At 60.3% G+C, this 15,359-nt stretch carries 9 protein-coding genes; 2 read left to right on the top strand and 7 right to left on the bottom strand.

All coding sequences use genetic code 11. The features are described 5' to 3' along the window. Positions 1-18: 18 nt before the first annotated feature. Positions 19-1,953, top strand: a complete 1,935-nt coding sequence (locus EL18_RS11000) for a TonB-dependent receptor domain-containing protein (RefSeq protein WP_051914050.1) — start codon at positions 19-21, stop codon at positions 1,951-1,953. A 71-nt stretch (positions 1,954-2,024) separates the two neighbouring features. Here the strand turns inward: EL18_RS11000 and EL18_RS11005 are convergent, their stop codons facing one another. The 7 genes from EL18_RS11005 to EL18_RS11035 form a co-directional block, all read right to left on the bottom strand. After that, entirely contained in the window at positions 2,025-2,813 is a 789-nt protein-coding gene (locus EL18_RS11005; protein WP_036484594.1) for a MipA/OmpV family protein, read from the bottom strand. Positions 2,814-3,038: 225 nt separating this feature from the next. Beyond that, entirely contained in the window at positions 3,039-3,599 is a 561-nt protein-coding gene (locus tag EL18_RS11010; protein ID WP_036482888.1) for a thioesterase family protein, read from the bottom strand. 236 nt (positions 3,600-3,835) lie between these two features. Beyond that, positions 3,836-6,058: a 3-hydroxyacyl-CoA dehydrogenase NAD-binding domain-containing protein gene (locus EL18_RS11015; RefSeq protein ID WP_036482891.1), complete on the bottom strand. Its 2,223-nt coding sequence runs from the start codon at positions 6,056-6,058 to the stop codon at positions 3,836-3,838. 21 nt (positions 6,059-6,079) lie between these two features. Then, positions 6,080-7,288 (bottom strand): acetyl-CoA C-acetyltransferase, encoded by a 1,209-nt coding sequence (locus EL18_RS11020; protein ID WP_036482894.1) that lies wholly within the window; start codon positions 7,286-7,288, stop codon positions 6,080-6,082. Positions 7,289-7,336: 48 nt separating this feature from the next. Next, entirely contained in the window at positions 7,337-8,509 is a 1,173-nt protein-coding gene (locus tag EL18_RS11025) for an acyl-CoA dehydrogenase family protein (RefSeq protein ID WP_152552998.1), read from the bottom strand. A gap of 64 nt (positions 8,510-8,573) precedes the next feature. Continuing rightward, on the bottom strand, positions 8,574-10,367 hold the full coding sequence (locus tag EL18_RS11030; RefSeq protein ID WP_036482898.1) for an acyl-CoA dehydrogenase C-terminal domain-containing protein: 1,794 nt from the start codon (positions 10,365-10,367) through the stop codon (positions 8,574-8,576). 175 nt (positions 10,368-10,542) lie between these two features. After that, complete coding sequence (locus tag EL18_RS11035; protein WP_036482901.1) at positions 10,543-11,016, bottom strand: MerR family transcriptional regulator; 474 nt, start codon at positions 11,014-11,016, stop codon at positions 10,543-10,545. A 420-nt stretch (positions 11,017-11,436) separates the two neighbouring features. Here EL18_RS11035 and EL18_RS11040 point away from each other — a divergent pair, with 420 nt between their 5' ends. Beyond that, positions 11,437-15,204, top strand: coding sequence for a peptidoglycan-binding protein (locus tag EL18_RS11040; RefSeq protein WP_036482904.1), 3,768 nt, complete (start codon positions 11,437-11,439; stop codon positions 15,202-15,204). Positions 15,205-15,359: the final 155 nt, after the last annotated feature.

Consider the following 15,359-nt stretch of genomic DNA (forward strand, 5'->3'; position numbering starts at 1 on the left):
GCATGAGGGGACATTATCTTGCGTAAGATTTTCTGGCTGCTTGCAGCCCAAACGAGTTTCATTTCCATCAGCGCCTATGCACAGGATGCCGGCACCACGCAGCTCAACCGCATCGTGATCGAAGCGCCAACTGAGGCCAGTGTTGCAGTTGGCGAGGAAGACCTGCAGCGGATCAACCCGGAAGATGTACAGGATCTGTTTGCCTCAGAACCTTCCATTTCCGTCGGCAGCTCCCTGCCGATCTCCCAGAAGATCTACGTTCAAGGTGTGGAAGAGAACAATCTTGCCGTCTCCATCGACGGATCGCGCCAGAACAACAAGATCTTCCATCACAATGCCACGACGCTCATCGACCCCGCACTGCTGAAAGCTGTCAGCATCGAGCCGGGCGTTGCGCCTGCCGATGCCGGTCCCGGTGCGTTGGCTGGTTCAATGGCCTTCGAGACCATGGATGCGCGTGATCTGCTCGCAGAGGGCCGCGTTATCGGCGGGTTCCTGAAGAGCGAGTTCGACAGCAATGGCAGTGTCTTCACCAATAGTGGTGCAGCCTATGGCGTCTCGCAGGGCTTCGAGTGGCTCGGCTTCCTGAAATATGCCGATGGCGATCTGCGTGAAGATGGCGACGGCGTTGATATTCTTGGCTCCGAGACCGGCCTTCTGAGCGGTCTGGGCAAGGTAGCCTATGAAGCCCCCTCCGGCGACCGCTTCGAGCTTTCCTATGAGCATGTCGTGGACGACAATGTGCGCCCCTACCGCGCCAATATCGGCCAGATCACCGCGGGGCGGCCCGTTCCGCTGACGCGCAACTACGATCTGGCACGCAGCAATGTCGTGTTCACCTACACGGATGAGACGCCGGAAGGCTGGTGGGACCCGAAATTCCAAATCGGTTACAGCATGACCGACCTTGTCGTTGCCGAAGACGACAGTTTCAGCGATGCATCGACTGGCAGCTTCAACGGTCGCCTGGAGAACCGCTTTGCAGTCGACAACGGCTCGATCACGGCCGGTTTTGATTTCTATCATGACATAGCGGACTACAGCTATTCGGGCACGGCAACCTGGCCGGGCTATGACGTCACCGAGAACGCAACGAATATCGGCGCCTATACGCAGGCGAGCCTTTCGCTGACCGACCGCCTCGATGTTTCTCTCGGCGGTCGCACGGATTTTCAGGCTTTCGAAGGCGTCGATGGCGCGACGCATGACAATGCCGGTGTATCTGGAAACATCTCTGCAGACTATGCACTGACCGACTTCCTGACGGCCAGTGCGGGCGCGTCGCATGTCTGGGCCGGCATTCCGCTGGCCGAGAATTTCATCACCAATCCCGACTGGGTTTATGATGATGCGCTGCAGCCGGTAACAGCCGACAATGTCTTCGCCGGTCTCAGACTGGAGCATTCCGGCTTTTGGGCCGAGGGCAAGATCTTCCGCACCGAGATCGACAATGCGCGCATCGCCAGCTGGAGCTCCGCGACTGCGAGCCACGACCTCGTGTCGCAGGGCTATGAGCTGACCGCCGGTTATGGCTGGGACAGCGGCTTTGTCAGCCTTGGCTTTGCCGACATCCACACCGAGATCGATGGCAGTCCGGCGGAATCCTATACCGGCAACTACCTGACCATGCCGCTTGGCCGGAAGATCACGCTCGAAGCCGCACATACCTTCGTTGACTGGGGCCTCACGCTCGGTGCGGATGCGCAATTCGTGCTCGAATATGACGATACTGCCGGAGACCCTGCCCCGGTACTGCCCTCCTATGAGGTCGTGAATGTCTTCGCGGAATATGTGCCGGAATTCGCGCCCAATCTTTCGGTGCGCGGCGAGGTGAACAACCTCTTCAACGAAACCTATGCCAGCCGCGCGACCTATGGACAGGAATATGAAACGGTGAAGCCGCTTCTGGAGCCGGGCCGCTCCTTCAAGCTGGCGATAACCGGTCGCTTCTGATCCGGCACCCGGATGCAAAAAGGCCCGCGCTCATCACGCGGGCCTTTTTTTCATCTGCGATCCGTCTCAGATCAAAGCGAGAAGTCGAAGCGGTAAGTGGCCGATACGCCGACAGTGAACTGGTTCTTCGAGCCGCGTTCGTTCACGAGGCTGGAATCAGCTGCAGGGCCGACGAGCCGGGCATATTCGCCAAACAGGCTCGTCTTGACCTTCTCGGTCACGTCCCAGTTGATAGCGCCGCCGAGGCCCACGGAATGGAAGCCGCCGTCGGGATGATACTCGGAAAGGCCGGATGCGACGGATTCGCTGGCGTTCACACCATACCAGGCCTCATGATAATCCTGTGAGGCATAGGTAACGCGCGGACCGGCGGAGACCTGAATATTCGGCGTGATGTTCGTGAAGAAGTCGGCGCTGACATCGGCCACCACGCCATCATGGGAGCGGATGCCGTGGCGCACTTCGGCGCGCAGGCGCATCCAATCGGTCGGGTAGAACTCGGCAAAACCGCCAAGCTCGCCCCCGAAGCGCACCGGGTTCAGGCCCTCGATATCGGCTGCATCATCGCCGTCACGGCCGAACACGACCTTGCCTGCCACACCGGCACGGAAAGTGCCGGTATCGACGAGGCCAATGGAAATATTGTCGTTGCGCGAGGAGAAGCGCTTCGCCGTGCCCTGGCGGCCCAGAGAAACGATGGGCTGAACGCGCAGCATATATTCGTCATCGCCCTGATACTCGGGCAAAGTGAGCACGGCCGCCCCAAGCGTCAGGCTCCAATCGCCCGACCAGAACGGTTCGGCCATGGATGGGGTGGCAAACAGGGCTGCAGCCAAGGCTCCAGCGGAAATATACGTCATCTTCGACACGGTCGAACTCCTGAACTCATTCATGCTGAAATTCCCCCTGCAGGTCGAAGACGTGGTGCCTGCACTGCCCCAGGCGCAGAATAGACATCATCTTCTTTCCAAGGCGTTTACCACGGCATGAAGGAGTTATAGGGCGGAAAGCGAACAGTTATGAAGCGAAGAAGATGAAGCTGGTGGCAAACCTCGCCGCCTGCGGCGTTTCTGCCACGGCAGAGATCAGCTCCGCCTCTCCTCCACCATCTCCTTGCCCTGCTGGCGCATGGCCATATGCGAGGCCATGAAGGCCTGCTCCTGCTCGGTGGGTGCGCGCGGCGCTTCCGTGCGGCCAAGTGCGCGCATGACCTCTTCCACTTCCACGAAGCGCTTGTTGCGGAAATCGTAGATACCGCCGGTTGTCATCATCACGGCAGCCGTGCGCCCGTCATCGAGCACGAAGCGGTGTTTGCCCAGGATCTGCGTGCCCGACCAGGTTTCAATGGTGGAGACAACCTCGAAACGCTTCCACAGCCTGATCTCGCGCACATAGGAAATCTGCAAACCGCCCAGCAGCGGACCCCAGCCATTCCTGCGCGCAGCAGAAATCAGGCCGGAGCGCAGGAATATGTCGATGCGGCCCATATCGGCCAGCATCATGTAGCGCGCATTGTTGAGATGCATGTTCATGTCGATATCGGTCGGCAGGCACCGAAACGACAACCGCCCCTCGTCACCCATATCGAAGCGACCACGGCGCTTGTAGGTGGCACCGACACGGAGAAGGCGAAGCCAGACATACATGGGATGTGGTCCTTGGGTGGGTGGTCGGTTTGTTGAGGTTGGTGCGGGGTTACCCCCCTCTGCCCTGCCGGGCATCTCCCCCACAAGGGGGGAGAACAAATCGTTGAGATGACGGCACCTCATCCAATTAGAGATGCGCGACATGGACAGAAGCCAATCTCCCCCCTTGTGGGGGAGATGTCCGGCAGGACAGAGGGGGGTCTGCCACGCCGGACGCTTTTTCATTGAGCGACTGCTCAAGCTGCCTTCTGCATCTCCGCGCCACCTTCCGGTGCGAAGCGCTCGTAGAAGGTTTCGCCCTTTTCGGCCATGTCGAGCAGGAGCTTCGGCGCCTTGAACTGCTTGCCGTATTTCTTCTGCAAACGCTTGGAGAGCGCGACGAAGTTCTCCACGCCCATGCCGTCGATGTAAGACAGCGCACCACCTGTATAGGGCGCGAAGCCGAAGGCGAGGATGGAGCCGACATCGGCCTCACGCGGATCGGTGACAATGCCCTCTTCCATCACGCGTGCGGCTTCCAGGGCGATGGTGACGAGCAGACGCTGCTTGACCTCCTCGATATCCACCTCTTCTGCAGCCTTCTGCGGGAAAAGGTCCTTCAGACCCGCCCACAGATGCTTCTTGGCCGGCTTGGCTGGATAGTCGTAGAAGCCCTTGGCGTTCTTGCGGCCATGACGACCATGCTTGTCGACCATCGTGTCGATCAGCTCCATATGGCGCGGGTCGACAGCTTTCTCGCCGAGATCGCGAATGGTCTGCTTCATGATCTTCTGAGCCAGATCGATGGCCGTTTCGTCGGTCAGGGCGAGGGGTCCGACCGGCATTCCGGCCATTTTCGCCCCATTCTCGATCATGGGTGCAGGCACGCCCTCGATCAGCATGGAATAGGCTTCCTGCATGTAACGCAGCACGCAGCGATTGACGTAGAAGCCGCGCGTGTCGTTGACGACGATCGGCGTCTTCTTGATCGCGCGGACATAGTCCATGGCCACTGCCAGCGCCTTGTCGCCGGTGCGCTTGCCCATGATGATCTCGACCAGCATCATCTTGTCGACAGGCGAGAAGAAGTGGATGCCGATGAAGTTCTTCGGACGCTTGGAGTTATTGGCCAGAGCCGAGATGGGAATAGTCGAAGTGTTGGACGCGAATACCGCCGTGGACTTCAAAACCGCCTCGGCCTTCTCGGTCACTTCCTTCTTGATGTTGGAATCCTCGAACACCGCCTCGATCACGAGGCCCGCACCGTCCAGCTCGTTATAGTCGGGCGTTGCGGTGATGAGCGAGAGAAGCTTTTCCTTGTCGTCCTCGGTTGCGCGGCCCTTCTTGATAAGGCCGTCCATCAACTTGGCGGAATGCTCCTTGCCCTTGTCGGCAGCTTCCTGATCGCGGTCGATCAAGACCACCGGGATGCCGGCCTTGGCCGTGACGAAGGCAATGCCTGCGCCCATGAAGCCTGCACCAAGAACGCCAACCTTCTTCAGCTTGCGTGCGGGCGCATCCTTGGGACGGCGCGCGCCCTTGTTGAGCTCCTGCAGCGAGATGAAGAGCGAGCGGATCATCATCTTCGCTTCGGTCGTCTGCATGATCTCGGTGAAGTAGCGCTGCTCGATCTTCAACGCGGTATCGAAGGGTACGAGCAGGCCTTCATAGACGCATTTGAGGATCGCGGAGGCTGCGGGATAATTGTTCTGCGTCTCGCGGCGCAGAATGGCGATTGCCGGTGGCCAGAGATTTGCACCCGCTGCCGAATAGACAGGGCCGCCCGGCAGCTTGAAGCCCTTCTCGTCCCATGGCTTCACCGGCGACAGGCCATCCTTGATCATCTTCTTGGCGCTCTCGACGAGCTTGCGCGGTGCGACGACCTGGTCGACGAGGCCCATGCCGAGTGCCTTTTTCGGCGACAGGTTCTGGCCCGTCGTCAGCATCTGCAGGGCTTCCTGGGTCTTGGCCATGCGCGGCACGCGCTGGGTGCCACCGGCACCAGGGAAGATGCCAACCTTCACCTCGGGAAGCGCCATCTTCACCTTGTCGCTGTCAGCGGCAACGCGACCATGGCAGGCCAGCGAAATTTCGAATGCGCCGCCCATGCAGGTTCCGTTGATGGCGGAGACCCAGGGCTTGCCGCAGGTCTCCAGCTTGCGCCACAGCCAGCTCATCCGGCCGGCGCTGTCGAACAGCAGCTTGATCGCCTTGTCGTGATCCTTCTGCCTTTCCGTCTCGAACAGGCCAAGCATCTTCTGCAGCATGGTGAGATCGGCACCACCGGAGAAGGTTTCCTTGCCGGAGGTGAGCACAGCACCCTTTATCGCGTCGGTCGCGACCACGTGGTCGATGATCTTGTCGAGCTCGTTCATCACCTCTTCGGTGAAGACATTCATCGAGCGGTCGGGCATGTCCCATGTGACGAGCGCAATGCCGTCTGCATCGGTCTCGACGGTGAAGTTCTTGTAGTCAGCCATGAATATTCTCCTCCGCCGGTGTTACACGCGCTCGATGATCGTCGCGGTGCCCATGCCCGCGCCGATGCACAGCGTGACGAGTGCGGTGTTCAGGTTGCGGCGTTCCAGTTCGTCGAGAACCGTGCCGAAGATCATTGCGCCGGTCGCACCAAGCGGGTGACCCATGGCAATTGCGCCGCCATTGACGTTGATCTTGTCGTGGTCGATGTCGAAGGCCTGCATGTAACGCAGAACGACCGAGGCAAAAGCCTCGTTCAGCTCGAACAGGTCGATGTCCGACAGCTTCATCTTCGCCTTTTTCAGAAGCTTCTCGGTCACGTCCACCGGACCGGTCAACATCATGGCAGGCTCGGAGCCGATATTGGTGAAGGCGCGGATCTTCGCACGTGGCTTCAGGTCGAGCGTCTTGCCGGCCTTCTTGGAGCCAAGCAGAACCGCTGCCGCACCATCGACGATGCCGGAAGAATTGCCTGCATGGTGAACATGGTTCACGCCTTCAAGCTCCGGGTATCGCTGCACGGCAACCGCATCGAACCCGCCCATTTCGCCGGGCATGACGAATGACGCGTTGAGCGATGCCAGCGACTGCATGTCGGTGCCGGGGCGCATATGCTCGTCACGGTCCAGAATGGTCAGGCCGTTCTGGTCCTTGATCGGAATCACAGAATTCTTGAAGTAGCCCTTTTCCCAGGAATTGGCCGCACGCTTCTGGCTTTCGACCGCATAGGCGTCCACATCGTCGCGGGAGAAGCCATATTTGGTGGCGATCAGGTCGGCGGAAACGCCCTGCGGCATGAAATAAGCCGGAATGCCGACGGAGGGGTCCATGAACCAGGCGCCGCCGGACATACCCATGCCGACGCGCGACATGCTTTCAACGCCACCGGCAATCACGATTTCGTCGGAGCCGCCGGCAATCTTCGCCGCGCCGAAATTGATGGCGTCGAGACCGGAGGCACAGAAACGGGAGATCTGCATCCCGGGTGCTGCATTGTCGTAACCTGCCTCGAAAGCCGAGGAGCGCGGGATGACCGAACCGGCCTCGCCCACAGGATCGACACAGCCGAAGATGATGTCGTCGACCTTTTTGGTGTCCAGCCCGTTGCGATCGCGCAGGGCTTCCAGAACCTTCGCGCCAAGGCGCACCGCCGGCACTTCGTGCAGCGAGCCATCCTTCTTGCCGCGTCCGCGTGGTGTGCGAACGGCATCATAGACATATGCGTCAGCCATTTTGCTCTCCCTGATTGTCGGGCGGTCAAGGCGCCCGGGGTTCGATGGTCACAGGCTTCTGGAGATCAGAAGCTTCATGATTTCATTGGTCCCGCCATAGATGCGCTGGACACGCGCATCGCGATACATGCGGGCGATGGGGTATTCGTTCATGTAGCCATAGCCGCCGAAAAGCTGCAGGCACTCGTCGGTTACCTTGCACTGCAGGTCCGACAGCCAATATTTGGCCATTGACGCAGTTTCGGTGTCGAGATTGCCCTCAAGATGGCGGGCCACACAATCATTGTAGAAGCTGCGGCCGATCGTGGCCTCGGTCTTCAGCTCCGCCAGCTTGAACTGGGTGTTCTGGAAATCGATGATACGCTGGCCAAAAGCCTTGCGCTCCTTCACGTATTCGATGGTCAGGGCCAGAGCGCGCTCGATCATGGAGATCGCCTGCGCGCCGATCAGAAGCCGCTCCTGGGGGAGCTGCTGCATCAGTTGCACGAAGCCCTGCCCTTCATCGGTACCGAGGAGATTAGCAGTCGGCACGCGCACATCGTTGAATAAAAGCTCCGACGTATCGTTGGACTTCAGCCCGATCTTGTCGAGATTACGCCCGCGCTCGAAGCCTTCCACCTCGTCGGTCTCCACGACCAGAAGGGACGTGCCCTTGGCACCCTTGGACGGGTCGGTCTTGGTGACGACTATGACCAGATTGGCAAGCTGACCGTTGGTAATGAAGGTCTTGGAGCCGTTGATGCGGTATTGGTTGCCGTCGCGTTCGGCGCGCGTCTTCACGCCTTGCAGGTCGGAGCCCGCACCCGGTTCGGTCATGGCGATAGCGCCGATAAGTTCACCCGTTGCCATGCGGGGCAGCCAGCGCTTCTTCTGCTCCTCGCTGCCATAATGCAGGATGTAGGGCGCGACGATGGCGTTGTGGAGCGCGATGCCAAAGCCATCGACGCCGACATGGCCGATGGCTTCCGCAATCACGCTTTCATGGGCGTAGGTGCCGCCCGAACCGCCATATTCTTCCGGAATGGAGGCGCAGAGGAGCCCGTTGGCGCCAGCCTTCTCCCAGCTTTGCCGGTCGAAGCATTCGGCCTTTTCGAACTCCTCGTATCGAGGTGCGATCTCTTCGGAGAGGAACCGGTTGGCCATGTCGTAGAGCATGGCCACATCCTCACCTGCCCAGGCAGGTTTCGGCATTCCCAGAACCGATTGCGGATCGTTACCCATCAGCGCCTCCTCCAGCGTTCCGAGTGCAGTTTCCGTTCACGTCAATGCGCGACGCATGCTGCAATCAGAATGCCTCCGCGGCAAGACCCATCATGGTGTCTGATCCGGAAGAAATACGGGCCAGATGCGCTGCGGATTCGGGCATGATGCGTTCCATATAGAAGCGGCCCACAACGAGCTTCTGCTCCAGCATGTCCTTGTCGCCCTCGCCTGCAGCCAGTTGCGCCTGCGCGGTCTTGACCATGCGGCCCCACATATAGCCGAGCGCGACCAGACCGAAGAGATGCATGTAGTCGTAGGATGCGGCACCGGCATTGTCGGGCTTCTGCATGGCGTTCTGCATCAGCCACATGGTGGCGGCCTGCAGATCGTTCAGCCCCTTCTTCAGCCCCTTGGTGTAGGGTGCCATATTCTCGTCCGAGCGGTTCTCCTCGCAGAAATCACCGACTTTTTTGAAGAAGGCCTGCACTGCGCGGCCACCATTGAGTGCCAGCTTGCGCCCGACGAGGTCGAGTGCCTGGATACCGTTGGCACCCTCGTAGATCATGGCAATGCGGGCATCGCGCACGAACTGGCTCATGCCATGCTCTTCGATATAGCCGTGGCCGCCAAAGACCTGCTGCGCCATGACGGCGATGTCAAAGCCCTTGTCGGTGAGAACGCCCTTTACCACCGGCGTCATCAGCGCCAGCAGATCATCCGCGATCTGGCGCGCATTCTCGTCGTCCGAGCGATGGGCGATATCGGACTGGAGTGCCGTCCACAGAAGCAGAGCGCGGCCGGATTCGTTGATCGCGCGCATGGTCATCAGCTTGCGGCGAATATCCGGATGCACGATGATCGGATCGGCCTTCTTTTCCGGCTCTTTGGCGCCGGTGAGCGAACGACCCTGAAGGCGCTCGCGGGCGTAGGCGACCGCGTTCTGGTAAGCCGCCTCGCCGATGGAGAGGCCCTGCAGACCAACGCCCAAACGCGCCTCGTTCATCATGGTGAACATGGCCTTCAGGCCGCCATTCTCGGCACCGATCAGGAAGCCTTCCGCCTCGTCGTAATTCATGACGCAGGTGGAATTGCCGTGGATGCCCATCTTCTCTTCGAGCGAGCCGCAGGACACACCGTTAGCCTCGCCGACCGTGCCAGCGTCGTCGACCTTGTATTTCGGCACGATGAAGAGGGAGATCCCCTTCACCCCTTCCGGTGCGCCTTCGATGCGTGCCAGCACCAGATGGACGATATTCTCCGACATGTCGTGTTCGCCGGCGGAGATGAAGATCTTCTGGCCGGAAATCTTGTAGGAGCCGTTGCCTGTCGGCACGGCCTTGGAGCGCAGCAGGCCCAGATCCGTGCCGCAATGGGGCTCGGTCAGGTTCATGGTGCCGGTCCAGGTGCCCTCGATCATCCTGGGCAGCCATTTCTGCTTCTGCTCGTCGGTGCCGTGGGTCAGGATCGCGGCGATCGCGCCCTGGGTGAGGCCCGGATACATCATCAGAGCCATATTGGCGGAGGAGAAATATTCACCGACTGCGGAATGCAGGAGATAGGGCAAGTTCTGACCGCCGAACTCTTCCGGGGAAGAAAGGCCCATCCAGCCGCCTCCGCAATATTGCTTGTAGGCTTCGTGGAAACCCTTGGGCACGGTGACGCTGCCATCGTCGTGACGCTTGCAACCCTCTTCATCGCCCACGCGGTTGAGCGGATGCAGCACGTTTTCTGCCAGCTTGGCACCCTCGCCCAGAATGGCCTCGAGGATATCCGGAGAGGCGTCGGCGAAACCGGCCAGATTGTCGTAGCGCTGATAGTTCAAGACATCGCGAATGACGAAAAGCGTATCACGCACGGGCGCCTGATAGATGGGCATCTGTTTCCTCCGAAGACACGTCACCACCGGCAGGACCCGCCTGCCGGACTGATCGAAAACCCTATTATCAATCTTTGACGTGCGCGTAAACGTCAATCAATAGTCCGGCATTGAAAAACCCGACCGCGCGAGCGATCGGGTTGTGCAAATCGGTAAAAGCGGGGGTACTTCGAGGCTACCCGGCCTTGCGCTGTGCTTCTTCGGGCTTGAGCCCCTGCTCGGGCAACCTGTCGCGAATGTCGCTGATGAGGTTTGTCAGCTCGACCACTGCTTCCTCGATCTCGATATATTGCTTTTCCAACCGGTCCATCTGGCGCTCGGATTTTTTCAGCACCATGCGCAGCTGCTGCACATTGGTTCCCTTGGGATCGTAGAGATCGAGGATCTGCTTGATATCGCGCAGCGGGAAGCCGATCTTGCGACCCAGAAGGATCAGCTTGAGGCGTGCCCGGTCGCGGCTGGAATAAAGGCGCATGGTGCCGCGGCGTTTCGGCTGCAGCAGGCCCTTGTCTTCATAGAAGCGCAGCGCGCGCAGCGTCACGTTGAACTCGCGGGAAAGTTCACCGATGCGATAGTAGGTTTCAGCCCCGTAAGAGGTCCTGCCCCCCGCCGTGTCGCCACTGACGGACCAGGCATTTTCTTCTGACATTCTTCAACGTCCCCAGCGGGTATCGATCCGCACAAGACACAAGGCAACGCTCCCGTGAAAAACGGCGTGCAGTGTCGGACCGTGGATGATTATGATTCGATCAGGGCCTCACGCCCCGCGTCGCGGGCATATGTGCCGCTAGAGGCAAGATTGCAAGGGGCTGGCACCCATTTTTCATGGGACCATCCGTCACATCCATCGACGATTTGGAAAGAAAGGTTAACTGCTTGTTTACCACGATTGGTGATTGTGGTGGGCGAGAAGCCGCCGTGCACGCTTTGTTATGAATCCGGCGCGGCGACACGGATGAAGGTGCCGAGAACTTGTCCATTCTGCGCAGCGCAGCCAATTGGAAACGAGGCTCTCTCATCCCGGTAATTGCGGCACCCGAATGTGGTCGGGGAAGAGGCGGGCGTTTCGATGAACAGCAAACGGTCATATCTGGACAATCTCAATCAGGGGCGGACGCGGCGCTCGGGCCATTCGCTCGACGAGATCAACCGTACGCTTGATCATCTGGAAGATCGTCTGGAGCGCGCGCTTGAACCTCGCGAACGCCCCCGCCGAGCTGAAGAAGACATTGCCGAGCGCATGCGCGCGCTATCCAACGAAGCTGCAGCACGCTTCAGCGATCATGCGCACCATGCGCCACAGCGCTACCATCACGAGCCGATGGCACCGCAACGCGGCTGGTCAGCACCGGAAGCCGCTCCCCGCCAGCGTCTCGAGCGCGTCGCGCAGGATTTCTCCGAAGCGCGCAAGCAGGAGCAGGCGCTTACATCCATCAGCGAGCTCGCGCGCGAATTGCAGCGTCTGCGCGAAGACATGGGCGCGATGGTCAATACCGGCTTCAACCGGGAATTTGAGGGCCTGCGCCAGGAGATCTCGAGGGTCACCGAGGCCCTGCATCATACGCCCCGCGACCCGCGCCTGCATGATGAACTGGAACGCATCTCCCATACGCTCGAGCACCTGTCCTCACGCAGTGATGACAAGAGCCTCAAGATGCTGCGCCTGGAACTGGAGCAGGTGAAGGGCTCGATCGCCAGCCTCGCCCGCGAAGACAGCATTCGCCATCTCGACCAGCGCTGGGATGCGTTCGAAGAGCGTATGGCCAACGGCATGCGAGAGGCTTCCGATCCAGCACTCGCATCGCTCTCCCATCGGGTGGAAGAGATTGCGCAGGCTGTCTCCAGCCTGCCGCATTCCATGAATCTGCGGTCCCTGGAGGAACGTGTACAGACGCTTGCCACCGCCCTTGAGCATTTCGCGGGCTCGCAGAGCCAGCCGGATCTCTACGCCATGGTGGAAGAGCGTCTGGACGAGATTTCACGCGCCATCAGTGCTTCGGTGGCTTCCACCAGCACGCCGGGTGTCGATTCCCGCCAGCTCGAGCGCATCGAAGCGCGCATAAGCTCGCTTGCCGCCCAGCTGGATGAAGTTGCGAATGACCGACCTTCAGAGGCCCTTGCCGAGCGACTGAACGCACTGACACAGCGCATCGACACCATAGCCACGCGCATTGACGTGCCGGAACAGGCGGTTGAACGGCTTTCCGCCCATATCACCCAGATCGCGCAGCGCATGGACAGCATGGGCAGTCATGGCAATGCAGACCAGCTTTTCCAAGGCCTGGAAGAGCGATTCGCACATCTGTCCGACCTGATCGAAAAGCGCCAGGAAGATGCCATTCATCAGGGCTTTTCGCTCTTTCAGGATCTAGAGCGACGCCTGCTGGCGCTGGACGACAAGCTGAATTCACAACCGAAAGCCGATGACAGTGCGGTCATGGCGGCAATCGACCGTCGGCTTGCTGAATTTGCCGAGCGCATGGAGCAGAGGCAGGCGGCCGGTTCCGATCCTCAGCTCGTGCACTCGCTCGAGGCGCGTCTTGAAGACATCTCATCACGCCTGCAGCAGTCCGCAGCGGTCGCTTCGCATGCCTCGTTCGATCAGGATGTGATCCGCAATCTGGAATCACAGGTCGCACTACTCTCCCAGCAGCTTTCGCAGCCCGGTCATGGCGCGACAGCGGAAACGGATGACGTTGCTCCACGGCTTGAAAGCCTGGAGCGCGCCATATCCGAGAGCAGGGAAACCCTGATGGAAGCTGCACGCCAGGCTGCCAGCCAGGCGGTTGCAGCACTCGGTTCCGGCAATGCTCAGGGTGATGAGCGGCTGCGCGACGAATTGCAGGCTCTCGAGGCGCTTACGCGCAAATCCGATGAGCGCAACACGAAAACCTTCGAGGCGATCCACGATACGCTTCTGAAGATCGTCAACCGCCTGGGTTCCCTGGAAGCAGGTTCAGTCGAGGCACAGGCTGCCGCGCTCAAGATGCATGTCGAGGACGCTCCGCGTCTCAATCCTGCCGACGGCGACGACGATTATGCCGATTTCGATGAGCCTCAGCTGCCGCGCACGCCCGCGGAGGCCGCCGCGGCTGCTGCCGAAGCAGCCTTGCGCGATGATCGCGGCGAGGAAGCCGAGACAAAGCCGAACGCCAGATCATCCATGCTCGGTGGACTGCGCGCCCTGCGGCAGCGCAAGAGCCGTGCGACCCAACAGTCGGACGAGGTGCGCGCCGAGCCCGACATGCTCGAGATCGAGCCCGAGGGCCAGGCGCCGGAAATCGAGGCGGAACACCTGGACATGCCGCTTGAGCCGGGCAGTGGCACACCCGACCTCAATTCCATCATGCGCCGGGTGCGCGATGAGAAAGCCGCGAAGGAAACCGGTAGTGCGGCTGCAACCGCCACGGCGGGCTCAGATGCCGCGAAGGCCGACTTCATTGCCGCCGCCCGTCGTGCCGCGCAGGCTGCAGCAGCAGAGGCAGAAGTATCGCGCAAGAAAACCAGCGCCGACGGTTCCGGCGAAGGCGGCTTCAGCATCGGCAACATCATCGGTCGCCGCAAGAAGCAGTTGCTTCTGACCCTTGGTGCGGCTGCGGTGATCGCAGGTGGCGCCATGACCGCCCAGAAATTCCTGCAGAGCGACGAGAACCAGTTCATGGCACAGGCCGTGTCCGGAAGTGCCGACGCAGAAAGCCTTGCTGAAGCCAAGCCGCTTCCGCCCGAGCGCGAAGCAGAAAATGTTCGCGTCGTTGAACCGGAAGAAGAGGTCCAGGCCGCGTCAGCCATGCCGGCTGCCGAACCTGCGGTCGCGGATGATTCTGCCGGCGCACAGACGGTGGCTGCCGAAGCAGAGATCGGGGATGCGACTGATCCTGAAATGGAAATGGCCGCAGCCGATCCCGAAGCTGCAGAAGCAGTTGCGGAAGAAGAACTCCTCGATGCGCCCGTCATCGACATGTCTGCAATTCCCGCCGGCATTCAGCCGCAGGCGCTGCGTGTCGCTGCATCGCAAGGTGATGCCGAGGCGATTTACGAGATCGCAAGCCGCCTGGCCGAAGGCCGGGGTATCGCAGCCGATCTGACCGAAGCTGCAAAATGGTACGAGATGGCTGCCGAGCAGGGTCTTGCCCCTGCGCAATACCGGCTCGGCAATCTCTATGAGAAAGGCACCGGCGTCGAACGCGACTTCGAGAAGGCCAAGACCTGGTACCAGCTTGCCGCACAGCAGGGCAATGCAAGCGCCATGCACAATCTCGGAGTACTTTTCGCGATGGGTGCTGACGGCGCGGCTGACAATGATTCCGCAGCACGCTGGTTCATCGAAGCAGCGGATCGCGGCGTTACCGACAGCCAGTTCAATCTCGGCGTTCTCTATGCCAAGGGCGTGGGCGTGCAGCGTGACCTCAGCGAAGCCTACAAATGGTTCGACATAGCCTCACGCGCGGGGGATCCGGACGCAGCCTCCAAGCGTGACGAGATTGCTGCTGCAATGGCCCCGGCGGATCTGGCCAAGGCACAGGGCAAGGCCAAGCTGTGGCAGGTTCGCGAACCTGATGCCGAAGCCAATATTGTCGATGTGCGCGATGAATGGCGCGTCGGCGAGGACGTGGACACGACCGCCGGTGTCGACATGAAGAAGGCCATCCAGAACATTCAGGCCATTCTCAATCAGGTTGGCTTCGACGCCGGTGCTCCCGATGGCATCATGGGCAACAAGACGCGCATGGCGCTGAAGGCCTTCCAGAAGGCCAACGGACTCGATGCCACTGGCGAAGTCAACGACCAGGTCGTGCGGGCGCTGCTGCAGAAACATGAAGCGTTGAAGCAGCAATAGGATTTTCAACCGCCTGGCAGGATTTTGTTGCACGATTTCAGAGATTTCGCCCCGTGCGGTTTGACTTCCGCCAGCCAAGGGCGCAAGAACGACTAAACGCAACCTGAAAGCAGAGCGCCACGCGTTTCGCTTTCGCTTCTAACTGCTCGGGTGTC

The organism is Nitratireductor basaltis (genome assembly GCF_000733725.1).
Lineage (GTDB): Bacteria > Pseudomonadota > Alphaproteobacteria > Rhizobiales > Rhizobiaceae > Chelativorans > Chelativorans basaltis.

Coding starts and splice junctions, on each gene's coding strand:
- EL18_RS11005 (WP_036484594.1), bottom strand. CDS start 2,813: ATGACGTATATTTCCGCTGGAGCCTTGGCTGCAGCCCTGTTTGCCACC.
- EL18_RS11010 (WP_036482888.1), bottom strand. CDS start 3,599: ATGTATGTCTGGCTTCGCCTTCTCCGTGTCGGTGCCACCTACAAGCGC.
- EL18_RS11015 (WP_036482891.1), bottom strand. CDS start 6,058: ATGGCTGACTACAAGAACTTCACCGTCGAGACCGATGCAGACGGCATT.
- EL18_RS11020 (WP_036482894.1), bottom strand. CDS start 7,288: ATGGCTGACGCATATGTCTATGATGCCGTTCGCACACCACGCGGACGC.
- EL18_RS11025 (WP_152552998.1), bottom strand. CDS start 8,509: ATGGGTAACGATCCGCAATCGGTTCTGGGAATGCCGAAACCTGCCTGG.
- EL18_RS11030 (WP_036482898.1), bottom strand. CDS start 10,367: ATGCCCATCTATCAGGCGCCCGTGCGTGATACGCTTTTCGTCATTCGC.
- EL18_RS11035 (WP_036482901.1), bottom strand. CDS start 11,016: ATGTCAGAAGAAAATGCCTGGTCCGTCAGTGGCGACACGGCGGGGGGC.
- EL18_RS11040 (WP_036482904.1), top strand. CDS start 11,437: ATGAACAGCAAACGGTCATATCTGGACAATCTCAATCAGGGGCGGACG.